24 protein-coding genes and 1 riboswitch are annotated in these 25792 nt (G+C 37.7%); of the genes, 22 read left to right on the plus strand and 2 right to left on the minus strand.

Features of this window, described 5'->3' with window-relative positions:
* The first annotated feature begins 87 nt into the window (after window positions 1-87).
* The 3 genes from tig to yihA all read left to right on the plus strand — a co-directional run bounded on the left by tig (window position 88) and on the right by yihA (window position 3379).
* On the plus strand, window positions 88-1410 hold the full coding sequence (tig, locus tag GYM71_RS04725; protein ID WP_220221103.1) for a trigger factor: 1323 nt from the start codon (window positions 88-90) through the stop codon (window positions 1408-1410).
* A 126-nt stretch (window positions 1411-1536) separates the two neighbouring features.
* The gene (clpX, locus tag GYM71_RS04730) at window positions 1537-2805 is read left to right on the plus strand and encodes an ATP-dependent Clp protease ATP-binding subunit ClpX (RefSeq protein WP_220221104.1); all 1269 of its coding nucleotides are present in this window, start codon (window positions 1537-1539) and stop codon (window positions 2803-2805) included.
* The gene (gene yihA, locus GYM71_RS04735; RefSeq protein WP_103751566.1) at window positions 2795-3379 is read left to right on the plus strand and encodes a ribosome biogenesis GTP-binding protein YihA/YsxC; all 585 of its coding nucleotides are present in this window, start codon (window positions 2795-2797) and stop codon (window positions 3377-3379) included. Before clpX ends, yihA begins: the two co-directional genes overlap by 11 nt.
* 34 nt (window positions 3380-3413) lie before the next feature.
* On the opposite strand, the gene GYM71_RS10425 is transcribed toward yihA, so the two are convergent.
* Window positions 3414-3533, minus strand: a complete 120-nt coding sequence (locus GYM71_RS10425) for an SPJ_0845 family protein (protein WP_258566339.1) — start codon at window positions 3531-3533, stop codon at window positions 3414-3416.
* Between the two features lie 181 nt (window positions 3534-3714).
* Here GYM71_RS10425 and uvrC point away from each other — a divergent pair, with 181 nt between their 5' ends.
* The 8 genes from uvrC to GYM71_RS04775 all read left to right on the plus strand — a co-directional run bounded on the left by uvrC (window position 3715) and on the right by GYM71_RS04775 (window position 12740).
* Window positions 3715-5517, plus strand: a complete 1803-nt coding sequence (uvrC, locus tag GYM71_RS04740; RefSeq protein ID WP_103751567.1) for an excinuclease ABC subunit UvrC — start codon at window positions 3715-3717, stop codon at window positions 5515-5517.
* Window positions 5518-5593: 76 nt separating this feature from the next.
* Window positions 5594-6898: a GTPase ObgE gene (gene obgE, locus GYM71_RS04745; RefSeq protein WP_220221105.1), complete on the plus strand. Its 1305-nt coding sequence runs from the start codon at window positions 5594-5596 to the stop codon at window positions 6896-6898.
* Between the two features lie 23 nt (window positions 6899-6921).
* A complete protein-coding gene (locus GYM71_RS04750; RefSeq protein ID WP_220221106.1) occupies window positions 6922-8841 on the plus strand; it encodes an acyltransferase family protein in 1920 nt (639 codons plus the stop codon).
* A 12-nt stretch (window positions 8842-8853) separates the two neighbouring features.
* Window positions 8854-9792, plus strand: coding sequence for a ribonuclease Z (gene rnz / locus GYM71_RS04755; protein ID WP_103751570.1), 939 nt, complete (start codon window positions 8854-8856; stop codon window positions 9790-9792).
* Window positions 9789-10583, plus strand: coding sequence for an SDR family NAD(P)-dependent oxidoreductase (locus GYM71_RS04760; RefSeq protein ID WP_103751571.1), 795 nt, complete (start codon window positions 9789-9791; stop codon window positions 10581-10583). The genes rnz and GYM71_RS04760 overlap by 4 nt, the downstream gene beginning before the upstream one ends.
* A gap of 9 nt (window positions 10584-10592) precedes the next feature.
* Window positions 10593-10814 (plus strand): lipopolysaccharide assembly protein LapA domain-containing protein, encoded by a 222-nt coding sequence (locus GYM71_RS04765; RefSeq protein ID WP_103751572.1) that lies wholly within the window; start codon window positions 10593-10595, stop codon window positions 10812-10814.
* 113 nt (window positions 10815-10927) lie between these two features.
* Window positions 10928-11119, plus strand: a complete 192-nt coding sequence (rpmF, locus tag GYM71_RS04770) for a 50S ribosomal protein L32 (RefSeq protein ID WP_046306801.1) — start codon at window positions 10928-10930, stop codon at window positions 11117-11119.
* 73 nt (window positions 11120-11192) lie between these two features.
* A complete protein-coding gene (locus tag GYM71_RS04775) occupies window positions 11193-12740 on the plus strand; it encodes a bifunctional metallophosphatase/5'-nucleotidase (RefSeq protein ID WP_220221107.1) in 1548 nt (515 codons plus the stop codon).
* A gap of 49 nt (window positions 12741-12789) precedes the next feature.
* Here GYM71_RS04775 and GYM71_RS04780 read toward each other — a convergent pair whose 3' ends face one another.
* Window positions 12790-12996, minus strand: coding sequence for a DUF2929 family protein (locus GYM71_RS04780; protein WP_103751574.1), 207 nt, complete (start codon window positions 12994-12996; stop codon window positions 12790-12792).
* 105 nt (window positions 12997-13101) lie between these two features.
* Between GYM71_RS04780 and GYM71_RS04785 the strand changes: the two genes are divergently transcribed.
* From GYM71_RS04785 to GYM71_RS04835, 11 genes are all read left to right on the plus strand, one after another.
* On the plus strand, window positions 13102-16227 hold the full coding sequence (locus tag GYM71_RS04785; protein ID WP_220221108.1) for a DNA polymerase III subunit alpha: 3126 nt from the start codon (window positions 13102-13104) through the stop codon (window positions 16225-16227).
* 165 nt (window positions 16228-16392) lie between these two features.
* The gene (gene pfkA, locus GYM71_RS04790; protein WP_220221109.1) at window positions 16393-17352 is read left to right on the plus strand and encodes a 6-phosphofructokinase; all 960 of its coding nucleotides are present in this window, start codon (window positions 16393-16395) and stop codon (window positions 17350-17352) included.
* A 30-nt stretch (window positions 17353-17382) separates the two neighbouring features.
* Window positions 17383-19152: a pyruvate kinase gene (pyk, locus tag GYM71_RS04795; protein WP_103751577.1), complete on the plus strand. Its 1770-nt coding sequence runs from the start codon at window positions 17383-17385 to the stop codon at window positions 19150-19152.
* A gap of 186 nt (window positions 19153-19338) precedes the next feature.
* Window positions 19339-20226, plus strand: a complete 888-nt coding sequence (locus tag GYM71_RS04800; RefSeq protein WP_103751578.1) for a CvfB family protein — start codon at window positions 19339-19341, stop codon at window positions 20224-20226.
* On the plus strand, window positions 20219-21118 hold the full coding sequence (gene xerD / locus GYM71_RS04805; protein WP_103751579.1) for a site-specific tyrosine recombinase XerD: 900 nt from the start codon (window positions 20219-20221) through the stop codon (window positions 21116-21118). The genes GYM71_RS04800 and xerD overlap by 8 nt, the downstream gene beginning before the upstream one ends.
* An 8-nt stretch (window positions 21119-21126) precedes the next feature.
* Window positions 21127-21477 carry a reductase gene (locus tag GYM71_RS04810; protein ID WP_103751580.1) on the plus strand — a complete coding sequence of 117 codons (351 nt, stop codon included), beginning with the start codon at window positions 21127-21129 and terminating at the stop codon, window positions 21475-21477.
* A gap of 4 nt (window positions 21478-21481) precedes the next feature.
* On the plus strand, window positions 21482-22219 hold the full coding sequence (locus GYM71_RS04815; RefSeq protein WP_220221110.1) for a segregation and condensation protein A: 738 nt from the start codon (window positions 21482-21484) through the stop codon (window positions 22217-22219).
* Window positions 22209-22820, plus strand: a complete 612-nt coding sequence (gene scpB, locus GYM71_RS04820; protein WP_220221111.1) for an SMC-Scp complex subunit ScpB — start codon at window positions 22209-22211, stop codon at window positions 22818-22820. The genes GYM71_RS04815 and scpB overlap by 11 nt, the downstream gene beginning before the upstream one ends.
* Window positions 22817-23536: a pseudouridine synthase gene (locus GYM71_RS04825; protein WP_103751583.1), complete on the plus strand. Its 720-nt coding sequence runs from the start codon at window positions 22817-22819 to the stop codon at window positions 23534-23536. Before scpB ends, GYM71_RS04825 begins: the two co-directional genes overlap by 4 nt.
* A gap of 26 nt (window positions 23537-23562) precedes the next feature.
* Window positions 23563-23677: riboswitch (FMN riboswitch) on the plus strand.
* Between the two features lie 92 nt (window positions 23678-23769).
* Window positions 23770-24453, plus strand: a complete 684-nt coding sequence (locus tag GYM71_RS04830) for an ECF transporter S component (RefSeq protein ID WP_220221112.1) — start codon at window positions 23770-23772, stop codon at window positions 24451-24453.
* 383 nt (window positions 24454-24836) lie between these two features.
* Complete coding sequence (locus GYM71_RS04835) at window positions 24837-25526, plus strand: BspA family leucine-rich repeat surface protein (RefSeq protein WP_220221113.1); 690 nt, start codon at window positions 24837-24839, stop codon at window positions 25524-25526.
* Window positions 25527-25792: the final 266 nt, after the last annotated feature.

The following is a 25792-nucleotide window of genomic DNA, read 5'->3' on the forward strand; positions in this document are numbered from 1 at the left end:
CCTAAATTTGTTTTTTGCGAGCGTTTAATGTAAGATAATTTAGTATGCAACGATGCAGTTTAACTTGACATTGGAGGTATTTAATTAATGTCTGTAAAATGGAATAAAACCGGTAAAACTACTGGCGAACTTACTTTTGATATTTCTCAAGCTGAGGTGAAGCTTGGATTAGATCAAGCATTCAAAAGAGTAAAAAAGAATTTGCGTGTTCCTGGCTTTAGAAAGGGTCACGTATCCCGTGTTATTTTTGATCAATACTATGGTGAAGAAGCTTTATACGAAGACGCTTTGAACCTTGTTTTGCCAAACGCATATGCAGCTGCTATCAAAGAAGCTGGTATTTCTGCTGTTGGCCAACCTCAAATTATTCCTGATTCAATGGAAAAGGGCAAGGACTGGACGATGAAAGCCACAGTTACTGTTGAACCAGAAGTTGAATTAGGCGATTACAAGGGAATTGAAGTACCTAAGCAAAACACTCGTGTTTACGCTAAAGACATTGATGCTGAGCTTAACAAGGAACGTGAAAAGAATGCTGAACTTGTTCTTAAGAAGAGTGCAGCAGCTAAGGGTGACACCGTAACTATTGACTACAAGGGTACTATTGATGATAAGGCCTTTGATGGTGGTTCTGCAGAAGATTATGCTCTTGAACTTGGCTCAAATACCTTTATCCCTGGCTTTGAAGATCAATTGATTGGTCACAAGGCTGGCGATGAAGTAGATGTTGTTGTTACCTTCCCAGAAGATTATGGTGCAAAAGATTTAGCCGGTAAAGAAGCTCACTTTGCTACCAAGATTCATGAAGTTAAATCTAAGCAATTGCCTAAACTTGATGATGAATTTGCTAAAGACGTTGACGACTCAGTTGACACTCTCGATGACTTGAAGGAAAAGATTAAGAAAGACTTGAAGTCTAAGAAAGAAGAAGCTGCTAAGGATGCAATTGAACAAGCTGCAATTGAAGGTGCGGTAAAGAACGCTAAAATTGATGAAATTCCTGATGCAATGATTCAAGAAGATGTTAATACTCAAATGAATCAATACTTGGGTAATATGCAACGTCAAGGTATTGACCCACAAACTTATTACAAGCTTACTAATACTACTGAGGACCAATTACGTGCTCAATTTAGTAAGGATGCAGCTGAAAGAGTTAAGACCAACTTAGTTCTTGAAGCAATTGTTAAGAAAGAGGATATCAAGGCTTCTAAAGAAGAAATTGATAACGAAATCAAAGATCTTGCTGGCGAATACAATATGGATGAAAAGACAGTTCGCAACACATTAACTGATGATATGCTTTCTCATGATATCAACGTTCGCAAAGCCATCGATCTTGTAGCTGATAGTGCAAAACAAGTTGCTAAATCCAAGAGCAAAAAAGATGATAAAAAATCTGAAAAATGATAGGATTTAAAATCTAGGTAAAAAGGTGGTCGTTGAACTGCCTTTTTATTTTTCTACAAGCAAATTATTCAAGCAATACTCTCGATGTATGATACTCTTATTCTTGTAGATATGAGGAGGAATATAATGGCATCACAGTTTACTGATCAGGAAGAAATTAAATGTTCTTTTTGTGATAAAACACAAGATCAAGTTAAAAAAATGATTGCTGGTAACGGGGTTTATATTTGTAATGAATGTGTCGACTTGTCAAAGAAAATTATTGATGATGAGTTAAAGTCAGATTCATTAAAAAAGGCTAGAGACCTTCCGAAACCAATGGAAATAAAAAAGCAACTTGATCAATATGTAATTGGACAAGAAAGCGCTAAAAAAGTTTTATCAGTAGCCGTTTATAATCATTACAAACGAATTAGTCAGATGGATGTTGATTCTTCAACTGAGCTGCAAAAATCAAATATTGCGCTCATTGGGCCAACTGGCTCTGGTAAAACTTATCTGGCACAAACTTTAGCCCGAATTTTAGATGTTCCGTTTGCCATTGCTGACGCTACCACCTTGACTGAAGCTGGTTATGTCGGTGAAGATGTCGAAAACATCTTGCTGAAATTGTTGCAAAATGCAGATTATGATATTGAACGTGCTGAACGGGGAATCGTTTATATCGATGAAATTGATAAAATTTCGAAAAAATCAGAAAATGTCTCGATTACGCGCGATGTTTCTGGTGAAGGTGTTCAGCAATCACTTCTAAAGATTTTAGAAGGCACTGTTGCTTCAGTTCCACCACAAGGTGGACGTAAGCACCCACAACAAGAATTAATTCAAATTGATACCACCAATATTTTATTTATCGTTGGTGGAGCTTTTGATGGCATTGAACAGATTGTTAAAGACCGCATGGGTAAAAAGATTATTGGTTTTAGTGCTGAAAACAAGTTGAACAAAACTAAAGATGATTCTTGGACGAAGCATTTAACTACTGGTGATTTAGTTAAATTTGGAATGATTCCAGAATTTGTTGGCCGAATCCCAATTATTACAACCTTAGATAAATTAAATCAAAAAGACTTAGTTAGAATATTGACTGAGCCTAAGAATGCATTGGTAAAGCAATACAAGAAGTTATTGTCGCTTGACCAAGTTGAGCTCGACTTTTCTGATAGCGCACTGAGTGCCATCGCCGATTTAGCAATCGAACGAAATATGGGTGCGCGTGGACTGAGAACAATTATTGAAAATGCGATGATGAGCATTATGTATCAGACACCTAGTGATCCGGATATTGAAAAAGTCGAAGTGACTAAGGATGTAATTACTAAAAACGCAGAACCACGAGTAACTCGGAGAGCTAGCGAGGACACCCAAGAAGTTAAGGCAGCAAATGATCATTAAAAGTAGCGATTATGCAATTAGTGCAGTAAAAGAAGAACAATACCCTAAAGATAATTTGCCTGAGATTGCCTTGGCAGGAAGGTCAAATGTGGGTAAGTCTAGCTTGATTAATTCACTATTAGGTCGCAAAAATTTGGCAAGAACATCATCACAGCCAGGTAAAACCCAGACGCTAAACTTTTACGTTGTCAATCAGGATTTTTATTTAGTTGATGTGCCGGGATATGGCTATGCGAAAGTTTCGCAGGTGCAACGACAAAAGTTTGGTGAGATGATTCAGGACTACTTGGAAACAAGGGAAAACCTTCAGGGGTTAATTCTTTTAACTGATTCACGTCATGAACCAACAAAAGATGATGTTGCAATGTATAATTATGCTTTATACTTGAATTTACCAATTTTAGTTATTTGTACCAAAATTGATAAAGTTAAAAAGAGCCAGGAAAACAAGGTAATAGCTAATTTGAACAAAAAGCTAGATTTAGCTTATGACAATGTTAGTGTACTTACTTATAGTGCAGTTAAAAAGACCCATGTAAAAGAAGTATGGGATTGGATCGAGCAAAATTTATAAAATAAAAATGACTCTCCTTCTTAGAGAGTCATTTTTATTTACTCTTTTCTTTGCCGTCTTTCTTACTAAGCTTTTTCTTTTTATCCTTAGGAACAGTTGCAAATTTATCGAATAACTTTTCTAATTCATCTTGTTTTTTAAATGTTAAGCCCATATTTTCGTTCCTTTCATTAATTATCATCATTATAATAAATAAGCGGTTAACAAGCCAGTAATAATGTAGTTCGATTTAACCGTCATTTTATTACCCAGTCTTAGACTGTAGTCATTAAAAAATCATTAGTTCGCATTTTGTGGTAAAATTGATAGAGCAAATTTTGGGAAGGGGTGATTTTTTGGCATCAGAATTAATTGAAAATAAATTGAAACTTCTCCCAGCAAAGCCCGGCTGTTATTTAATGAAAGATATTAATGGTAAGGTCATCTATGTTGGCAAGTCAAAAAATCTGAAAAACCGGGTACGGTCTTATTTTAAAAGTAAGCAAGTAGGTAGACGAGCTGAGCTGGTTAGAGAAATTCGTGACTATGATATAATCACGGTTTCAACTGACAAGGAATCTTTTCTGCTTGAAGTTACTTTAATTAAAAAATACCAACCATATTATAATGTGCAATTAAAACAGGGAACAGGCTATCCTTACATTGAAATTACCAATGAACGTGATCCACAGACTAAGCTGACAAGTATTGTCAGAAAAGATGGCGGTTATTATTTTGGACCATACCCTAATGTATACGCGGCGCAAGCAACATTGAAGTTTATTCAGAAAGTTTATCCTTTAAGACGCTGCAATGGGCGGCAGAAACGACCGTGCCTTTATTATCATATGGGTCAATGCCTAGGTGCATGTTTTAAGACCGTTCCTAAGTCAGTTTATAGCGCCCAAATTAAAAAAATTAAGAGCTTTTTAAATGGTGATATCGGGCGTGTTAAACAAGAATTGAATCAAAGAATGGTTGCAGCATCACAGAACCTTGAATTTGAGCGTGCTGCGGAAATTCGTGATCAATTGAAATACATTGAAGAAACAGTTGAAAAACAAAAAATCATCTCCAATGATAATACACAGCGTGATATCTTTAATTTTTATGTCGATAAATCTTGGATTTCAATTCAGATCTTTTTCCTCCGGCAAGCAAAGCTGCTTCGAAGAGAAACTAGAATGTATCCTTTGACAGACACTGGGGATCCGGAAGACACTTTTACCTCATTTATTGTTCAATTCTATGGCCAAAAAAATCGTGTTCTTCCCAAAGAGGTTTTAGTTCCTGCTGGAATTGATAATGAGGCACTCAGCGAAGTGCTTAAGGTTCCTGTTAGGACACCCAAAAGGGGACAAAAGCGGTCTTTATTATCAATGGCAAAAGAAAATGCCAAGTTGAAATTAGACGACAAGTTCCGTTTGTTAGAATTAGGCAATCGTAAAACTAAGGGAGCACAAAAAGAGATTTTTGCTGCTCTAGGGTTGCCATACGGACATGTGATTGAAAGTTTTGACCACTCACATATTCAAGGAACCGATCCAGTTTCAGCGTTAGTTGTATTCAAAGACGGCGAGCCCGATAAGAATTCATACCGTAAGTATAAGTTAAAGGGTGAAGTTGAACACCAAAATGGGGGCGACGAAGTTCGCAATACGCGTGAAGTTGTGCGAAGACGCTATAGTCGGCTTTTACGTGAGCATAAACCAATGCCTGATTTGATCCTAATGGATGGTGGGCAAATTCAAGTTGATGCGTGTGAAGATATTTTACGTAACGAACTTAATCTTAATATTCCCGTTGCGGGGATGGTAAAGGATGACAAGCACCGGACCAACCACTTGCTTTATGGGGATCCCATTAATGGGGTACCGATGAAATTAATTCCGATGGATCCAAAGTCACAGGGATTTTATTTGATGACCCGGATTCAGGATGAAGTTCACCGCTTTGCGATTACATTTCATCGCCGAACACATGCTAAAAACGCACTATCAAGTAAACTTGATTCAATTAAAGGCATCGGACCTAAGAGTCGTAATAAATTATTGCGCACTTTCGGTTCATTGAAAAAAATTAAAGAGGCATCGGTTGAACAGTTATGTGATGCTGGTTTAACTCTGCCCCAAGCACAGACGGTTAAATTGACATTATAACCGGTAATTTTCCCACGAAAAATAAGCCTTTTGTGGTATAGTATTTAAAGTTAGAGCAGACGGAAGGAGAATTTGCATGCCTACATTTGTCGATCAAACCAAGATTGAAGTCCAAGCCGGTAAAGGCGGGGATGGCATGGTTGCTTTCCGCCATGAAAAGTACGTTCCAAATGGCGGACCCGCTGGTGGAGACGGTGGCCGTGGCGGTAGTATCATTTTTGTAGCTGATAGTGGCTTAAGAACCCTAATGGATTTTCGCTATCGGCGTAAGTTTAAAGCTGAGAGCGGTGAAAATGGCCGTATTAAGTCACAATATGGTCGCGGTGCCAAAGATTTATATCTTCGTGTTCCTGTCGGAACTACCGTATATGATTTTAATACCAATGAAGAAATTGGCGATTTGACTAAAAATAAGCAAGAGCTTGTTGTTGCCCGCGGTGGTCGTGGTGGTCGTGGCAATATTCATTTTGCTACGAGTGTAAATACTGCACCAGAAATTGCTGAAAATGGTGAACCGGGTGAAGACCGAGTTTTGCGGTTAGAACTAAAGGTTTTAGCTGATGTTGGTCTTGTCGGTTTTCCTTCAGTTGGAAAGTCAACGCTGCTTTCAGTAGTTACTAAGGCAAAGCCTAAGATTGCAGCTTATTCGTTCACTACTTTAACTCCTAATTTGGGTATGGTGATTTTGCCAGATGGCCGTGATTTTTCAATGGCTGATTTGCCAGGATTAATTGAGGGTGCTAGTCAGGGAGTTGGCCTTGGAATTCAATTCTTACGTCACATTGAAAGAACCAAAGTAATTTTACACTTGGTTTCAATGGATCCTGAAAATGGCCGAGATCCTTTAGAGGATTACCAAAAGATCCGTAAAGAATTATTGCTTTACGACCAAAGCCTAAAGGAAAAGCGTGAGTTAATTGTTGCAACTCAACTGGATTTGCCTAATTCGGCTGAAAAATTGGCGGAGTTTAAAAAAGAACTTAGCCAAGCTGGAATTGACCAGCCTGTTTATGCAATTTCAAGCGTAACTCATCAGGGCGTTAGCCAATTAATGCAAGATACTGCAACGGTAGTGGCGGAAGTAGAAAGCAAGCAGGCTGAAAAGGAAGTCAAGCCGGCAGCTGGCGTAAAGGAATACAAATACCAGGCGCCTAAGAAAAACGAATTTACGATTACTAAACTTGAAGATCATGTTTTTGAAATTAAAGGTGAGAGTTTAGAACGACTAGTTGAACGAACGAACCTTGATTACCAAGATGGTGTCTTACGTTTAGCACGCAAATTGAAGAACCTGGGTGTAGATGAAGCATTGCGTGAAAAAGGAGCCGTTGACGGCGACGATGTAATAATTGGCACGTTCAATTTTGAATTTGTCCAATAATAATTAAAAAGAAAAGTAGAAATATGGCAAAAAATCGGTTTATTACAGGATATTCTGGACTTAGGGCGTTAGCAGTTATTGGGGTGATTTTATATCATCTTGATCCTAATACTTTTGTTGGTGGTTATCTTGGGGTACCGATTTTTTTTGTATTATCAGGATACTTAGTTACCTGCCAAATGCTTAAGGCATATGATGATCACGGCTTTTTTGATAACAAGAATTTTTATTTAAAAAGGCTGAAAAAGCTTTATCCGACTTTAATTGCGCTATTATGGCTTTGTGCCGCTTATATTTTTGTCTTTCAGCGAAATTTATTGGCTAAGTTGAGTCAGATTGTGATAACGAATCTGTTAAATGTTTATAATTTTTGGCAGATTTTAAATGGTCAGAGTTATTTTGAGCGTTTTGCCGCCAATGAATCGCCTTTCGTGCATTTATGGACAATGTCGATTAACGGACAATTCTATTTCTTGTGGCCATTAGTGATCTTTTTGCTGGTTAAATTTAGTAAAAAACGGGAAAACACTTTTTGGATTCTATTTAGCGTCTCAATGTTATCGGCACTAGAAATGGCAATCATGTATAAAACCGGTGTCGATTTAAACCGGATCTATTATGGCACTGATACAAGATTCTTTTCACTGGGACTTGGTGCCAGTTTAGCTGTAATCTGGCCAATGGATAAATTAAAGGCTAAAATCGAGCGAATTGATGCTAATTTGCTCGACGTTAGTGGACTAATCTCGCTTCTTGCTATGATCTTTTTATTTTTTAGTCCGTTGATGAATCCGGAAAATGCTTTTCCTTATTATGGTGGGATGCTCTTATTTACTGTTTTTACGGTTTTATTGGTTGGAATTATCGCACATCCTTGTAGCCATTGGAATAACTGGCTAACTAATCCACTTTTTAACTGGATTGGCTCTAGGAGTTACGGTATTTATCTTTACCAATTTCCCGTAATGATCTTTTTTGAAGATAAAGTAACTAATATGGCAGATCATGTTTTGCTGTACCATCTAATTGAAATTTGCTTAATTTTGATTTTGAGTGAAATGTCCTACCGTGTGATTGAAAAGCCATTGAGTAAGGTGACGTGGGCAAAAACTAAGAATTACTTAGATAGTCTTTTTGATAAAACAAGAGAAAGTAATGCCCCTCGAATTAAAGCCGTTATTGCCTGCTTAATTTTTGTAATTGGTAGCGTCGCAATTCTTGTTTCGCCAACAGCAAGAGCCGAAGATTATAATAAATCACAGTTAGCACAGCGAATTAGTGCTAATCAGCAACGGCAAAGCAGGGAAAATAAGACCTTAATTGCTAAACTGAAGAAATCAAATACTAAGGGGCCGAGGGCTGCTAAGCTGATTGCTCAGGCTAAACGTTCAGCTAAGAAGCACCCGGTAAATAAATCATTCAAAAAGTTCGGCATTAGTCAGGTTGATTTACAATTGGCTCATCAGGTGCCATTGACTGCAATTGGTGATTCAGTGATGGCAGGCTCAAGTAATGATTTAGCTAAATTAATGCCTAAAGCCGTCATTGATGCGGCCGTTTCCAGGCAATTATCGGTGGCGTTTGGGCTAATTAACCAATATAAATTGCAAAAAGTTTTAGCTAATAATGTCTTAATTGCCTTAGGGACAAATGGCCCATTTCCAATGTCAGATTTAGATCATTTGATGACTGAAATTGGTCCAAAAAGACAAGTATTTTGGGTGAATACTCATGTTCCAAATAAGCCTTGGCAAAATCAGGTAAACAAAACTTTGCAAACTGCAGCTAAGCGCTACCACAATTTAACAGTTATTAACTGGTATAATCATTCGCAAGCGCATTCTAACTGGTTTTATGAAGATCAAACCCACCCAACGCCGGTAGGATCGAAGTATTACAGTGCTTTCATTGTCAAAACAATTGTTGAGCACGCTAAATTTTAGAATAGGAATTATATGGAATTACAATTTTTAGGTACAGGGGCAGGCCAACCATCAAAACAGCGTAACGTCTCAAGCATTGCGCTTAAAATGTTAGATGAAATTAATGAAATTTGGTTATTTGATGTTGGTGAAGCAACACAACACCAAATTTTACGGACTAATATTCGTTTACGGAAGGTCACTAAAATTTTCATCTCCCATAATCACGGTGATCATATTTTTGGCTTGCCAGGGTTACTCGCAACTAGATCATTTCAGGGTGATGTCGGCCCGATAACAATCTATGGTCCTCCTGGTTTAGAGCAATTTGTAAGAACCGCTTTAAAAATTTCGCGGACAAAAGTTTCATACCCCATAAAGTTTGTTGCCTTAGAGGAGGGCGGTTTAATTTATCAAGGACAAGGGTTTAAGGTTTATGCCGAAAAATTAGCCCATCGCGTCCCCAGTTTTGGTTACCGGGTTGTCGAGGATGCACATCAAGGCGAACTTTTAATGGACAAATTAACGCAATATAATATACCTAATGGGCCATTACTTGGTAAACTAAAGAATGGCGAGACTATTACCTTGGATGATGGGACAATATTAGATGGAAATGACTTTTTAGGTCCAAATAAAGCTGGTAGAATAGTTACTATAATCTATGATACGCGTTCAACTCCTGTGATTGCCCAACTCGCCAAAAATGCTGATGTACTGGTCCATGAATCGACTTTTGCTGGCCATGAAGCTGATTTAGCTCGTTCTTATTATCATTCAACAGCAGTTGAAGCTGCAAAGATTGCGCGCGATAATGGAGTAAAGCGGTTGTATTTGGACCATATCTCTGCTAGATATCTAGGTGCTAAAGCCAAAAAACTAGAGAATCAGGCTGTAAAAATATTTCCTAATACCAAGCTAGCAAATGATTTTGATCGAGTTATAATTCCGATGAAAGGTGAGAAGAAATGAGTGATTCATTAAGAAATAAAGTTGTTGTTGTTACCGGTGCTTCTAGTGGAATTGGACATTCAATTGCTTTAGAAAGTGCCGGTCGCGGCGCTACTGTTATCTTAATTGCCAGAAATAAAAATAAACTGGAGAAAGTAGCCGCTGAGGCACATGAATTATCAGGTGCTCCTACCTATATTTTTGCTACTGATATGGGTGAAAGTGAGCAAATCGATGCTGCTTTTAATAATATCGTTAAGGTAACAAAACATGTTGATTACTTGGTAAATTGTGCTGGTTTTGGCAAGTTCGAGAATTTCGTCGAAATGGATCGGCGTGAAGTAACTGCAATGTTCCAGGTCAATGTATTAGGTTTAATGTACTTCACTAGACTGATTGGCAGGCTAATGATGGATCAAAAAACTGGTCAAATAATCAACTTTGGCTCAATGGCTGGTAAAATGCCAACCGTTAAATCTGCTGCTTATAGTGCATCAAAAGCTGCCGTTATTCAGTTTTCTAATGTTTTACGGCTTGAACTAAAGCCTTTTGGCGTTAAAGTAATGACGGTTAACCCGGGACCGGTTTACACTAATTTCTTTAATATTGCTGATAAGAGTGGTAATTACGTTAAAAATGTTGAACGCTATATGCTTGATCCCGATGATGTGGCCTGGCAAGTTGTCCATTTCTTTGGCAGCAATAAACGCGAATTGAATTTGCCGCTAAGTCTTGCATTTTTAGCTAAACTTTATAATCTGTTTCCAGCAATTGGAGATGAGTTATCGCTTAAGTTTGCATCAAGAAAGTAGTGCAGAACAATGAAAGATAAAACTCGACAAATTAAAATGGTATTGATTTTAATCCTTTGCCTTTTGGCAGTGATCTTTGTTGTTCTCAATACCAACAATGTGGCCATCAATTTTGGCTTATTTAATGTGAAAGTGCCATTGATAATTATTTTGGTTATCATGATTATTATTGGTGTCCTCATTGGTTGGTTTTGTGGTTCAAACGGACATAATCAAGATAAGAATAACTAATATATCTTGATTTATTTAAGATACAATAGTATCATTAACAAACGTGAAGTGTTTTAGGCACTCTTTTATTAGTGACCTAAAAACGTAATTCTACAATAAAGGAGATCAAATAAATGGCAGTTCCTAAGAGACATACTTCTAAGCAAAAGAAACGTTCACGTCGTGGCCATATCAAGTTAGCTGTTCCAGCAATGCACTATGATGCAACTACTGGTGAATATCGTTTAAGCCACCGCGTTTCACCTAAAGGTTATTACAAGGGTCGTCAAGTTGTTAGTGAAACTAACGCAAGCGACAACAACTAATTAAAAAGGGCACCTATTATGTGGTGTCTTTTTTTTACCTAAAATTATTTAATTGCCACGGGAAAGGTAAATAATGAAACTAGTATTTTTGAGTTCAAGCGATATTCATGGTTATATTTTGCCAACTGATTATCAAAACCAGCATGACACTGATGCACCAATTGGGTTAGCTAGGGTGAGTGCAATCTTTAAAGCCGAGCAAGCTCGTTATGGGAAAGAAAATGTCATTCTAACGGATGCGGGTGATTACTTACAAGGATCACCACTTGCCTCTTATGTTCATTCGGTTAAGAATTACCGTGCTTTGTCTAAGTACGTAGCTTTTGACCAAGCAATTGGCTATGATGCCCGTTGTCTAGGGAATCACGATTTTAACTATGGGCTTGATTATCTCAAATATTTTCTTAGTCATAATTCCAGTCCGATCGTGAATAGTAACATCTTGGATCAGACGACTAACCAACCGGCTTTTGGCAATGATTATTTGATTATTGAAAAAAATGGGCTAAAAATCGGACTGATTGGTTTGACAACGCAAAAGGTCCCTAGCTGGGAACCGGCAGCGCATGTCGCTGGCTTACGGTTTGCTTCTGCCTATGAGCAGGCAAGTTATTATGCGCAATTATTGCGGCCTCAAGTTGATGTCTTAGCAGTTTTATATCATGGCGGTTTTGAAAAGGATCCAGAATCAGGTCAGATAACTGAACCAGCAACAGGGGAGAATGAAGGTTACCAAATATTAACGCAAATTCCAGAAATCGATATCATGTTAACTGGGCACCAGCATCGCCGAATGAGCCTAGTAGCTCATGATACCGCGATTGTACAACCAGGCTATCGCGGAGAAGCAGTGGGAAAAGTTGTTCTTGAAATTGATGAGCAAACAAGAAAAATTAAGACAAAAACGGCTTCGTTGATTGATGCTAAAGACTTTGCTCCTGATCCAGAAATGATCAAACTAGCGGCGACCTTGAATAAAGAAACGCAAATTTGGCTAGATCAACCTGTTGCTGAGCTTGCTCAACCGGCACCGATTAATAATGCCGAGCAAGCTCGCATCAAAGGAGCACCATTTGTCAACCTTCTGCAGCAAATGCAACTATATTTTACTCACGCTGATGTTTCTGCGACTGCTGTTATGAGCGATACAGCTAAGGGCTTTGGCAAAAGTGTCACCATGCGTGATATTTTATTAAATTACCCGTACGCAAACCAGTTATGCAAAGTTAAGCTTACTGGCCAAGAACTACGTGAGATTATTGAATATAGCTTATCTTTTTTAACAAAAGACGCTATGGGACAAGTGACTTTTCTACCTGCTAAGCGTGATCAATTATTTAATTTTGATATCTTTTATCCCATTAATTATCAGGCAGACATTAAGAAAAAACTGGGCCACCGATTGACTAAGCTTGAATTAAATGGTCAACCAATTGAAGATAGAAAAACGTATTATTTAGCTGTTAATAATTACCGCGCAATGGGCGGAGGATTTTATCCAGGTTATGCTCCCGAAAAAATCACATCAATTCTTGCTAAAGATTATGTTCAAATGTTTCAAGAATTTTTGACTAAAGCTAAACCTCAAGTCGATTGCAAACCAAACTTTTTATTGCAATAAGAAAAGCCATTAACGCATTTGCGTTAATGGCTTTTACTATTTATCTATTTTATTTAAGCTTAGAATACTTGCTCTTATCTTTACTTGAGTGGGCGGTAATAGTTGGAATAATGGCAGCGAATAACACTCCAAAAATTAAACCAACAATCGCAGCTTCGCCTAAGTTAAAAACATTTTGTGTTAAAGGTGCGGCAATAAAACCGACGATTAACATATAAACAATGCTCCAGCAAATTGTTACGATATAACGACTCATAGCAGTTCCCTCTTTCATAGAAGAATTTTAGCAAAGTTTGTGCAGGTTTTCAAACTAAAAGAGAGGTTTTTGGTATACTAAATTTAAAATAAAGGAGGAGTCCAGATGAAAGTTGCGGCACTGCAAAATATTAGTTCATTTACATTGTTAGAAAGCCCAATTAAAATTAGGGACTTATTGAGTGCGGCCAAAAAGGCTGACTATGAAGCAGTTGCGTTAACCGATATTAACGTTACTTATGGTCTGGTCAACTTTTATGAAATTGCGCAAGAACTTGGTATTAAGCCACTGCTAGGGATGCAGCTTAGGCTAAACGGATTGATTGATAGCGCACACCACTATGATTTGATTGCTCTAGCTAAGACGGATGAAGGCTACCGCAATATTTTACGAATTTCGAGCAGAATTAATCTGTTAACTGAAAATGGGACAAAAAAGGCAGTTTTAACTTTAAAAGAAGTCCAAAAAGATTTGCATGATATTGTCCTTATTGTTCCAGCTAACACGCATAGCGAGCTTTTACAGTTGCAAAAGCAAGATGAACAACTCGGCAATGATTTATTACGTCAATTATTGGCATTAGTGGACGATAGCGACTCAGTTTATTTAGGGGTTTATGGCTCAGAAAAGCAGCAGACTTATATCAATTATGTTAGAGCATTGTCTAAACAATTTAAGATACCACTTGTTAGTGTTGAAGATACGCAATATTTGCAACCTCACGATCAATTTCTTGCTAAAACATTACGAGCAGTAAAAAAAGGCGAGGTGCTACAAGACATTGATGAACTAGCAAAACAAAAGGGTTCACACTATTTGCCTTCTGCCCAAGAACTTAGCAACAGATATCATGAATTGGATTTGGATGATGCCTTAAAGAATACGCACAAGCTTGCACAAGAATGTAATGCTAAAGTTATTTTTCAAACCCCTGTCTTACCCAAATACAAGCAAACTAAGTTTAAAACGTCGAAAGAATATCTTTACTACTTAGCACAAAAAGGATTACAGGAGTGCTTTAATGGTGGGCAAGCACCGAAAAAATACCAAAAGCAGCTTGATTACGAACTCCAAGTAATCGATCAGATGGGATTTAATGATTACTTTTTAATTGTGTGGGATGTAATCAATTATTGTCATCGAGCCGGAATTGTCACGGGGCCAGGACGAGGTTCTGCTTGTGGTTCGTTAGTTTCATATTCTTTGCGAATTACGGAAGTTGACCCGATCGAATATCAGCTGCTCTTTGAACGTTTTTTAAATCCTGCTCGGCATGAAATGCCGGATATTGATTTAGATATTCCTGATAATCGCAGAGATGACGTAATTAAATACATGTTCGAAAAATACGGAATGGATCATGCAGCGCAAATCTTGACTTTTGGAACATTGGCCGCAAAGCAAGTACTGCGTGATACGGGACGCGCTTTTGGCTTAAAAGAACCGGAAATGGCAAAATGGTCGCAGAGTGTGCCTTATTCTAAGACTAAAATTTCACTACCAGAAGCTTACGAGAATTCGTCTAAGATGCGGTTACTGGTTGGAGCTAATACTAAAAACAAATTATTGTTTGAAACAGCTAAGAAGCTTGAGGGATTACCGCGGCATTATTCAATTCATGCTGCTGGCTTAGTCCTCAGTGATAATTCAATCGCAGCTATTTCTGGCTTGCAGGCAGGGCAGCTTGGCATCCCGATTACCCAGCAAACCAAAAAATATGTTGAAGCGCTTGGACTTTTAAAAATCGACTTTTTGGGATTACGAAATCTAACCATTTTAGGCGATACCGTTGACATGATTCACAGTCAAGGAAAAAGAATTGATGTCAATCAGATTCCGTTAGATGATCCAGCGACGATGAAAATGTTTCAGGAAGGAAAGACTGACCTTGTTTTCCAATTTGAATCAGGTGGGATTAGAGGAGTTTTGCGCGAATTGCACCCCGATAACTTTGAAGATTTAGTAGCCGTCAACGCCCTTTATCGTCCAGGTCCGATGCAAAATATCCATTCTTTTATTGCCAGAAAAAGGGGAAAGGAAAAAGTTACTTACCCCGATCCTAGTTTGAAGCAGATTCTGGCGCCCACGTATGGTATCTTGGTTTATCAAGAGCAAGTTATGCAGACGGCCCAGATTTTAGCTGGCTTTTCGTTAGGAGAAGCCGATATCTTGCGGCGGGCAATGTCAAAAAAGAATCAGAAAGTAATTGAGCAAAAGCGGGCCGAATTTATTAATGGCACGGTCAAAAATGGTCGTTCACGTGAGGTGGGACAAAAGGTTTATAGCTACATTGAGCAATTTGCCAATTATGGCTTTAACCGATCACATGCAGTCGCGTACACCAAGATAGCCTTTTGGCTTGCCTACCTTAAGGTGCATTTCCCTGCTGAATTCTACGGTGCCATGTTAAATTCTAATAGTGGCAATCATTTCAAAGTTAGTGATTACATCATGCGGGCACAAGGCGCTGGGGTTAAAATCTTACCACCGGATATTAATAAAAGCGCACTAAGCTATCAAATTGTTAATGGCCAAATTTTAGTTGGTTTGCGGGCAGTTAAAGGTCTGAGAAATGACTTTCTGACTCAAATTATTAAGCAGCGTAACAATAAGCTCTTTGATTCGTTTGATGATTTTTTACGGCGGATCAATTCAAATTACTTGAAGATTAAAATGATTCAACCTATGATCAAGGCTGGTTGCTTTGATAACCTGAATGCCAACCGAAATGAATTATTGGAAAATAGTCCAGAAATTATTGAAAATATTCAGTTAACTGGTAATAATCAGGCACTATCTGAAAGTCTCGGTGGGGTACCAATTAAGCAGGCTCCTGAACCAACTAGCGCGGAAAAAGCAGATATGGAGCAAGAAGCTTTAGGCTTTTCCACGATGACTTCGCCTCTTGTTGCTGTTCAAAAGTATGCTGAAAAATTTAAGGCTAGGCCACTAGAGCAATATGAAATTAATGATTCGGGAGTTGCCGTGGGAAAACTGATGTCCCTAAAACTGATCAAAACCAAAAAAAATACTACGATGGCTTTTGGTAATTTTGTTGATTCGACTAGTCGCCAAGATATTGTAATTTTTCCTAATATGTACGAAAAAAATCAATCTATTTTAAAAGAAGGTAACATTTATTTATTGGGAATAAGAGTTCAAAATGACCGTTTTGATTCAAGTAAAAAGCAGTATGTTTTGACTAATTTACGGGTGGTTAATTACAAATAAGCATTTTTTGCGCATACTTGAGCAATTTCTGACTGATAGCGCTAACAAGCAAAAAGACTGGTAAATCAAGAAAATATCTCATTTTTTGTGAGATTTTTTTGGCAAAGAATGTTAAAATTTAGTGGATGTGAGAAATTACACAATAAATCTTAATGAGGTGAATTCATGAAACGAATTGGTATTTTAACGAGCGGCGGCGATGCTCCTGGTATGAATGCAGCCGTTAGAGCTGTTACCAAGACTGCTATTCATAACGGGCTTGGTGTCGTTGGTATTCGTTATGGCTTTGCCGGGTTAGTTGCGGGTGACTTTGTTACGCTAACTGCTGAAAAAGTTGACCACATGATAAGTTTAGGCGGCACTTTTCTTTACAGTGCACGTTTCCCAGAATTTGCACAAGAAGAAGTGCAAAAAAAGGGCGTCGAACAGTTAAAGAAACATGACATTGATACTGTTATCGTTATTGGTGGTGACGGTTCTTATCACGGTGCTTTGGCATTAACCCGTCTTGGCATTAACTCGATTGGTCTGCCAGGAACCATTGATAACGATATTCCTTGCACTGATTACACCATTGGCCTTGATACAGCCTGCAATACAGCTTTAGAAGCAATCGATAAGATTCGTGATACTGCTAGCAGCCATCACCGCGTTTTCATTGTTAACGTAATGGGACGTGGCTGTGGTGATATTGCAATGCGCGTAGGTCTAGCCAGTGGTGCAGACGCGATTGTTGTTCCTGAACGTCCTTATGATATTAAGGAAATTGCTCAGACACTAACACGTGGCTTTGCAGAAGGCAAGGATCATGGTATTATCGTATTGGCTGAAGGCGTAATGGATGCCGATGAATTTAGAACTGAACTTCTAAAATACGGCGATTTTGACGCCAGAGCTAATATCTTAGGTCACATGCAACGTGGTGGTTCACCAACTGTTTTGGATAGAATCAATGCGACAAAAATGGGTAATTATGCTGTTAAGTTACTTCTCGATGGTAAAGGCGGTTTAGCTGTCGGCATGGAGAATGGCCAATTAGAAACACATGATATTCTCGATTTGTTTGATGATACCCACCGCAGTGATGAGACGTTATTAGATATAAATGATGAAATGACTAAATAATTTAGTCGATTTTGGGGAGATTTTTACATAATGAAGAAAACTAAAATTGTTAGTACCTTAGGGCCAGCATCGAATGATATTGAAACTATTACTGCTCTAGCAAAATCTGGAGTAAATGTATTTCGTTTCAACTTTTCACACGGTGACCATGCTGAACACCTTTCACGGATGAAGATGGTTCGCCAAGTCGAAAAAGAAACTGGTTTAGTTCTTGGTATTGCTTTAGATACTAAAGGTGCTGAAATTAGAACCACTGATCAAGAAGGTGGCAAGTTCACTCTCAACACTGGTGATAAGATCCGCGTTTCAATGGATGCAACTAAGCCAGGTAACAAGGACATGATTCATGTTACTTACGACGGACTTTATGATGATACTCATGTTGGTGGTCATGTTTTAATTGATGATGGTTTAGTTGATTTATTAATTAAAGAAAAAGATGATGCTAACAGAGAATTAGTCTGTGAAGCACAAAATACCGGTGTAATCGGTTCTAAGAAGGGTGTTAATGCACCTGGCGTTGAAATTCGCCTTCCAGGAATCACTGAAAAAGATACTGATGACATTAAATTTGGTTTAGAGCACGGAATTAACTTTATTTTCGCTTCATTTGCTCGTAAAGCCCAAGATATTCTTGATATCCGTAAGCTTTGTGAAGAAGCTGGTTGTGATTACGTTAAGATTTATCCTAAGATTGAATCACAAGAAGGTATTGACAATGCCGATGAAATCTTACAAGTTTCAGATGGTTTGATGGTTGCTCGTGGAGACATGGGTGTTGAAATTCCATTCATCGATGTACCATTTGTTCAAAAAGATTTAATCAAGAGAGCTAATGCCCTTGGCAAGCCAGTTATTACTGCTACACAAATGCTTGATTCAATGCAAGAAAACCCACGTCCTACTCGTGCTGAAGTTTCTGACGTTGCTAATGCTGTTCTTGATGGAACCGATGCAACAATGCTTTCAGGTGAATCAGCAAATGGTTTGTACCCAGTTAAGGCTGTTAGTGCAATGGCTGAAATTGACGAAAGAACTGAGCAAGAACTTCTTAAGCGCAATACTTTAGCTTTACAAAGATTTGAAGAATACAAGGGTTCAAACGTAACCGAAGCAATTGGTGAATCTGTTGTTCGGACTGCTCAAGAATTAGGTGTCAAGACTATTATTACTGCAACTAATTCTGGTTACACTGCAAGAATGATTTCTAAGTACCGTCCAAATGCCAACATCTTGGCTTTGACCTTTGACGAAAAGATCCAACACTCACTCGGCATTTGCTGGGGCGTTCAACCAATGCTCACTGAAAAGCCTGAATCAACTGACGATATGTTTGAAGTAGCTGCTAAAGTTGCTAAGGAACAAGGTTATGTTAAAGATGGTGATTTAGTAATTATCGTTGCCGGTGTTCCTGTTGGTGATTCTGGTACAACTAACTTGATGAAATTACAAATCATTGGTAGCAAGTTAGCTCAAGGCTTAGGCGTTGGTAATGGTTCAGTTGTTGGCAAGACTGTTGTTGTTAACAGTGCTGAAGAAGCTATTAGCAAGACTAAGGAAGGCGACATCTTAGTTGCTAAGACTACAGACCCTGACTACATGCCTGCTATTAAGAAGGCTTCTGGCTTGGTTGTAGAAGCTTCTGGTTTAACTTCACATGCTGCTGTTGTTGGACTTTCACTTGGTATTCCAGTTGTTGTTGGTGTAACCGATGCAACTGAGAAGATTGCTGGTGACACAACTATTACAGTTGATGCACGTCGTGGTGCAATTTACCAAGGCGAAGTTTCAAACCTTTAATTTTGTGAACCAATATTAATGAAAAAGTTAGCAGGGATGCTAGCTTTTTTGTTTTTTCAAGAATCTAATACTCATTTTACAGGGGGCTACTGCTCGCTAATTAAATAAGATTAGCGATTGTCAAATTCTTTCGGTAAAATGGTATACTTGGTAAAGATGAAATATGTAAAATTAGGGGAGAAGTTTATGCTCGGCACGATTGCAAAAGGAAAAATTATTGACCAAAATGATGAAGCTTATTATGTTCAAATTGAGGGACTGACTTACGAATTAAAGCGCAAGGAGATTACTCAGGAACAGCAGCCTAAGCTTGGCGATGAGATAAAGGGCTTTTTATATGACGACAAGCAGCATAACCGGGAGATGACACAATTTCTACCTTTTGCGCAACAAGACCAGTACGGTTGGGGTAAAGTAACCGATGTAAAATTCGATTTAGGCGTTTTTGTTGATATTGGCTTACCGGATAAGGATGTCGTTTTATCAGTTGATGATTTGCCCTTTGCCAAAGAGAGGTGGCCCCGTAAAGATGATCAATTGTTAGTTCACCTTGAAACAGATGATAAAGAGCGAATTTGGGCCAAGTTGGCTGATGAAAATATTTTTGAGCAATTGGCAGCCCACTTTCCTAACGATATGAAAAATAAGGATGTTTTTGGAACAGTCTATTCTAGTCGAGAAATTGGCGCTTTTGTGATTACTACTGATTATTATTTAGCTTTTGTTCATGCCTCCCAAATGAGTCGTCCGCTACGTTTAGGTGAGCAGTTTAAAGGTCGTGTAATCGGCATTAGTCAATATGGCAGGTTGAATTTGAGTAGCTTGCCACGTGCTTTTGAAGAAATAGATGATGATGCCCAAATGATTTTAATGAGTTTGCGGCGAAAGAATACTAAAACATTACCGTTTTACGACAAATCTGATGCGCAAGAAATTAAGAATTATTTTGGCATTTCAAAAGCGGCCTTTAAACGGGCTCTGGGCCATTTGCTTAAAGCACGTTATATTTCGGAAGATAAAACTGCCGGTACAATTAGTTTGATTAATGATCCAGAAGACGAGCAAGATGCATAAACTGCGAGAAGATGTTGAAGATTATTTAAGATACAGCCAAATTGAGCGCGGACTCAGTGACAATACCATCACTGCATATCGGCAAGACTTAATGGATTTTTTGACTTTTTTAAAAAACGAGGGTTTTACGTCTTGGCCAACAAAAGCAGTTGACATCGATGCCTTTTTAGCTGGTCAAAAGGACTTAAATAAGGCAACTAGTTCAATTAGCCGCATGATTTCGAGTTTGCGGAAATTTTATCAATGGCTTGTTCGTCAGAATATCCAAAAACTTAATCCAATGCTTGAAGTTGACTCACCAAAAAAAGAGCATAGATTGCCGGTAGCGTTAAGTGTCGCTGAAGTTAATAATTTATTGCAGCAGCCTGATGTAAAGAAAAAACTTGGTTTACGTGATCGAGCTTTGCTCGAAACTCTATATGCAACGGGAATTCGTGTGAGTGAGTTAATTAACCTTAAATTTAATGATTTGCATGAAGAATTAAAATTATTGAAAGTATTCGGTAAAGGTTCGAAGGAGCGCTTGATTCCGATTAGTGACGTGGCAATTTCTTGGATTAACAGCTATCAGGAAAAAGTCCGTGATCCTTTATTACTAAAAGTAGGTAAGAATACTGACTTTATTTTTCTCAATAATCGTGGCGGTGCTTTAACTAGACAGGCAGTTTGGCAAATTATTAAACGTTATTGCCAGATGGCGGGGATAACCAAAAATGTTACACCGCATACCTTGCGTCATACTTTTGCGACCCATTTACTAGAAAATGGTGCAGATTTACGCGTAGTGCAGGAAATTTTGGGCCATTCTGACATTAGTACAACGCAGATTTATACCAATCTATCCCAAAAGCATATTTTAGAAGTTTATGCAAAAACACATCCGCGATTTTAGGTGAACATATGTTAATTGAATGCAAAAATGATAAAGAAAAAGTAGCGATGGGCTTATTGTCCTACCTCCCAGACTTTAAAAATTTAGCTAATCTAAAAGATGAAATCCGGCTTAATAAAAACAGTAAGGAATTTCGGTTATTTTTGTATCGCGACCATAATCCCAACTTTGTTGGCGTAATTGGCACTCAGTGGGATGAACAATTTATTGTCATACGCTACATTTCCCTTGCTCCAGATTACCGTAAGAAAAAATATGAAGAGCAGGCAATTTGTGAATTAGCGGCTGGCAATCCCCAGAAAAAAATAACCACTGTCCCAGAATACGTTTATTTGATGAAATATTTAAAACAGAAATAGAACTATGACCAGTAACTTAACTTTAGAATTGCCCAATTTTGAGGGGCCGCTTGATTTACTTCTTCACTTAATCAAATCACAAAAAATTGATATCTATGATATTCCAATTGCTCAGATCACCAGCCAATATTTGTCTTATTTGCATGAGATGCAGAAACTAAACTTGCAAATTGCTGGCGAGTATTTTGTCATGTCGTCAATGCTGTTGAGGATCAAGTCCCAATCACTTTTGCCTCAAAATGATTTTACCGAAAATGATGAACCCGAAGAAGATCCTAGAGATGAGTTGGTACAACAGTTAGTTCAGTATTCCGTTTTTAAAAAAGTATCGGCTTATTTTAAGCAGCGAAATAATGAAGTACCTATTACAGCAGCTAAAGAAGAAAGTGTACCAGCTACCAAAAAGGTGCAACCGTTACCTTTGGGCCAAATCACCTCTTCAGAATTAGCTAATACTTTCATCGTTGTACTTCAAAGATTAAAACTCCGCCAGCCCGATATTGTTTCCGTTAATGTGAAAGAAACGCCAATTAATGATATGATTGACTTCTTACGCACCAAAATGGCTAAGCAGAAAAAAATTAGCTTTTTCTCCTGTAGCGACAAGATGACTAGCTTATCAGATGTAATTGGCTTGTTTTTAGCATTATTAGAATTATGTAAAAAACAAGAGATTAAGGTCAAGCAGTCGCGAATTTTCGGTGATCTGGAATTAGAAAGAATTGATAAAGATGGTAAGTAAAATTGCACAATTGGAGGCATTGCTATATGTAGCAGGCGATAATGGCATTCCAAGTGAAAATTTGTGTGAGTTAATGCAAGTTGAGCATTCCGCATTGCGCGAATTAGCCAAAAATTTGGCAGCTAAGCTTAAGCAAAATCAAGATTCTGGTTTGCAGGTGATACACATCAACCATAACTATAAATTGACTACTAGACCAGAAGTTAGTGAAGTAGTGGCTAATTTTTTTCAAAAAGATTTGTCAAAGTCGTTAAGTCAATCGGCACTAGAAATTTTATCAATTATTGCTTATCGTCAGCCCATTACGCGCATTGAAATCGATGAAATTCGTGGAGTAAATTCGTCAGGGGCTCTCCAAACTTTAATTTGGCGTGGACTTATTAAAGCAGATGGTAAAAAGGATGCACCAGGACACCCCAATTTGTATGTCACCAGTGATTATTTCTTACAGTATTTTGGCTATCAAAGTCTAGCTGACTTACCTCTGATAGAAGACTTTGAAGATGAAAGTATTAACTCTGAGGGTGAAATCGACTTATTCTCAGCTAATGGAAAAGCAGATAAAAATATTGCTGAAGCACAAAAAGGAGAAAAAGAATGAGTTTACAACGTTTACAAAAGGTAATCGCTGAGGCGGGAATTGCCTCTCGTCGTAAGGCTGAAAAAATGATTGAAGAAGGCAGAGTAACAGTTGACGGCGAGATTATTACCAAACTTGGAACCAAGGTAGATACTTTTAGCAATATTACGGTTGATGGGGAACCAATTGAGCGTGAAAGTCTGCATACTTATCTTTTTTATAAACCACGCGGCGTCGTTTCAACAGCAAATGATGACAAGGGAAGAAAGACCGTAGTAGATTATTTTTCCGATTTGCCATATCGGCTGTACCCAATTGGCCGGCTTGATTATGATACTTCAGGTTTGTTATTAATGACTAATGATGGTGAACTGGCTAATTTAATGATGCATCCTCGCAATAAGGTTGCTAAGGTCTATGTAGCAAAGATTGAGGGTCAACTGACACCAGAGGAAATTCATCGTTTATCTCATGGAGTCAGAATTGATCGTCATCGAAGTGCACCAGCTAAAGTAAAAATTATTCGGAGCGATAAAAAGAAGAATAGCCAAATTGTGCAGTTAACTATTCATGAAGGACATTATCATCAAGTCAAAAGAATGTTTAAAGCCGTAGGCCATCAGGTAAAGAAATTATCCCGTGAACGATACTCCTTTTTGACTTTGGGGAATCTTGTTTCTGGCAAATACAGGGAACTTACCCACAGTGAAGTTGACAGATTAAAACAGGTAGACTAGTATTTACTTGTAGTTAAATATCAGTTTGTTGTCTTCATGGCAGGGTGAAAATCCCGACCGGTGGTGAAAGTCCACGACCCACTTTTGTGGTGGAACCAATTATGGTACCGATAGTTAAAGTCTAGATGAAAGAAGACAGGCTCAACTAAAAGTTAAGACTTATTTTTGAATACTTACTTTTATTAGGTCTGTTGCTAGGAGCAACAGACCTATTCTTTTTGGAGGTAAGTATTGTGAAAAGAAGAAATATCACAAATCTAACTAATATAATTGCTTATGTACTAATTGGAACCATTTCATTTATCTTAATGGAATTGGCTTTTCCTCTCCCAGTAGCTAGCTTTTTAAAATTCGACTTTTCTGATGTTATTGTTACAATTGGGACCTTTTTATTCGGTCCAGTACCTGGTCTTATTATTGCCGCTGTTCGAATGTTAATTGACTTGATTTATAAAGGATTTGCATTGCCAAGTGTCATTGGCCAATTAGCTGCTTTAGCCGCCTCTATGTCTTTTGCACTGCCATTTTATTATATTGCTAAGGATGTTTCGGCTGGCGAAAAAAATGCCAAAAAACTTTATGTTAAACCAATTATCGGAATTATTTTGGGCATAATAGCGATGACAATTGTTTTATCCTTGTTAAATGCCTTAATCTTGACGCCAATATATGCAGTGACTACGGTTACGAATTTACCAGCAATTCACGGCTATACTGGACTGCTTAACTTTACGGAGAAAGTTTATCTTGGTCAACTTCTCCATATTCCGTCAATGTCTACGTATATTTTTGGCATAATCGTCCCATTTAACTTATTAAAAGGAGCAATTAATGGGGTAGTGGTTTATTTCCTATTTGAAGTTGTTTTGCGCAGCTTAAAGCCATTCGTAAGAAAGCATTTTAATTTAAAGAATTAACTTAATCTTGGGATATTAATTTTAAAATATGATTAGGAAAACAGTTCTCGTTCAAGAACTGTTTTTTATTTACCACTTTTTGCCCTATCATTTTAAAGTTGAAAAAACGAGTAAAAATTGATTTTATTTTTGGTAAAAGTGGTGCTAATTCCGGCATTGCTTAAGTATTATTGACTTAATTAATGCGTATCAAAACATATTAAGTGGTATAATATTTATGCATTTATGATTAACTTTATCTATTAAAAATACTAGATTTTTAATGTTTAAGTCAGCCATAGGTGTTTATGGAAATAAAAATGGGTACTAGTAAGCACTTGAAGTCGTTTGATTAGGTTAATTGAACGATAAAGTAATTACTTATTTACTAAGAAGGAGAAAAAATGGCAAATAGACGTAAGAAAATTAATTTGAGCAAAAAGCTGTTAGTTAGTTCCGCAATTGCCGGAATTATTGGCGGGACCGCGGTCACGCTTTTTCCCACGCAAGCGGGCTATATCCAGACCGTGCAGGCTAAAAAGAAGAAACCGCACTATAGTTCAATAATTAATATTAGTAGATTTTCTGAAAACAATGACTGCCTTCTAAAATATGATGTGACAACTAAGACTTTGCATATTAAAGAAGGGGCTAACAGCAATACGTTAGGGAGGACCCCAATTTATCGGGCAGTTTACGATGCGAAAAAGCATATCTCTAAAAGAAATATGTTTAAGCCTACTGATATTGAACACATCAGTATTGATAGTCAGATTAAATTACCAAGAAATTCTAGCCTTTTGTTTGGTAGATTATACAAGCTGCAAGATATTAGCGGTCTTGATAAAGTAGATACCGGTGATGTTGATAGTTTTGAGAAATTATTTTATAAAGATAAAAGTTTACAAAGCTTAGATTTGAGTTCATGGGACATAAGTTCTATAGGCTATGCTGGAGCTAGCGAAATGTTTTCCGGCGCAAAGTCATTAACTCAGATTAATCTAACCAATTGGGATGATATCCCAGATACTGACATGCTTTCTGGTCTTGATACCACCAAAGTCAAGATTATCGGCTTTGATGATGAAGATTAATCGTAAAAAGTGATACATTCTTTTGGTAAAATATCGCAAATCATATTTTTAGGCATTAAGCTACAAGGTAACTTGATGCTTTTTTCATGACTAAGATTTTGCGGCCTTATAGCCAGTTAAATTAGTAGAATTGCAGTGACCATAAATTTTGCATTCAGTTAACCGCCCCAATATTAATCACTTCTTCCTTAAGAATTACAAGTCCAAGCATTTCTTGTTGTTTTATTATTTACATGTAGTACAATTAAACTTGTCAAAAATAAAAC

Origin of the sequence: Lactobacillus panisapium, from assembly GCF_019469265.1 — a bacterium.
GTDB classification, from domain to species: Bacteria; Bacillota; Bacilli; order Lactobacillales; family Lactobacillaceae; genus Lactobacillus; species Lactobacillus panisapium.

Excerpts from the sequence above, each read along its gene's own strand:
- GYM71_RS04825 (WP_103751583.1), top strand. The coding sequence starts at position 22,817 with ATGAGTTTACAACGTTTACAAAAGGTAATCGCTGAGGCGGGAATTGCC.
- GYM71_RS04765 (WP_103751572.1), top strand. The coding sequence starts at position 10,593 with ATGAAAGATAAAACTCGACAAATTAAAATGGTATTGATTTTAATCCTT.
- rnz (WP_103751570.1), top strand. The coding sequence starts at position 8,854 with ATGGAATTACAATTTTTAGGTACAGGGGCAGGCCAACCATCAAAACAG.
- GYM71_RS10425 (WP_258566339.1), bottom strand. The coding sequence starts at position 3,533 with ATGGGCTTAACATTTAAAAAACAAGATGAATTAGAAAAGTTATTCGAT.
- xerD (WP_103751579.1), top strand. The coding sequence starts at position 20,219 with ATGCATAAACTGCGAGAAGATGTTGAAGATTATTTAAGATACAGCCAA.
- scpB (WP_220221111.1), top strand. The coding sequence starts at position 22,209 with ATGGTAAGTAAAATTGCACAATTGGAGGCATTGCTATATGTAGCAGGC.
- GYM71_RS04800 (WP_103751578.1), top strand. The coding sequence starts at position 19,339 with ATGCTCGGCACGATTGCAAAAGGAAAAATTATTGACCAAAATGATGAA.
- GYM71_RS04780 (WP_103751574.1), bottom strand. The coding sequence starts at position 12,996 with ATGAGTCGTTATATCGTAACAATTTGCTGGAGCATTGTTTATATGTTA.
- GYM71_RS04750 (WP_220221106.1), top strand. The coding sequence starts at position 6,922 with ATGGCAAAAAATCGGTTTATTACAGGATATTCTGGACTTAGGGCGTTA.
- GYM71_RS04835 (WP_220221113.1), top strand. The coding sequence starts at position 24,837 with ATGGCAAATAGACGTAAGAAAATTAATTTGAGCAAAAAGCTGTTAGTT.
- GYM71_RS04810 (WP_103751580.1), top strand. The coding sequence starts at position 21,127 with ATGTTAATTGAATGCAAAAATGATAAAGAAAAAGTAGCGATGGGCTTA.
- GYM71_RS04785 (WP_220221108.1), top strand. The coding sequence starts at position 13,102 with ATGAAAGTTGCGGCACTGCAAAATATTAGTTCATTTACATTGTTAGAA.
- yihA (WP_103751566.1), top strand. The coding sequence starts at position 2,795 with ATGATCATTAAAAGTAGCGATTATGCAATTAGTGCAGTAAAAGAAGAA.
- GYM71_RS04815 (WP_220221110.1), top strand. The coding sequence starts at position 21,482 with ATGACCAGTAACTTAACTTTAGAATTGCCCAATTTTGAGGGGCCGCTT.
- obgE (WP_220221105.1), top strand. The coding sequence starts at position 5,594 with ATGCCTACATTTGTCGATCAAACCAAGATTGAAGTCCAAGCCGGTAAA.
- tig (WP_220221103.1), top strand. The coding sequence starts at position 88 with ATGTCTGTAAAATGGAATAAAACCGGTAAAACTACTGGCGAACTTACT.
- clpX (WP_220221104.1), top strand. The coding sequence starts at position 1,537 with ATGGCATCACAGTTTACTGATCAGGAAGAAATTAAATGTTCTTTTTGT.
- rpmF (WP_046306801.1), top strand. The coding sequence starts at position 10,928 with ATGGCAGTTCCTAAGAGACATACTTCTAAGCAAAAGAAACGTTCACGT.
- GYM71_RS04775 (WP_220221107.1), top strand. The coding sequence starts at position 11,193 with ATGAAACTAGTATTTTTGAGTTCAAGCGATATTCATGGTTATATTTTG.
- GYM71_RS04760 (WP_103751571.1), top strand. The coding sequence starts at position 9,789 with ATGAGTGATTCATTAAGAAATAAAGTTGTTGTTGTTACCGGTGCTTCT.
- pfkA (WP_220221109.1), top strand. The coding sequence starts at position 16,393 with ATGAAACGAATTGGTATTTTAACGAGCGGCGGCGATGCTCCTGGTATG.
- pyk (WP_103751577.1), top strand. The coding sequence starts at position 17,383 with ATGAAGAAAACTAAAATTGTTAGTACCTTAGGGCCAGCATCGAATGAT.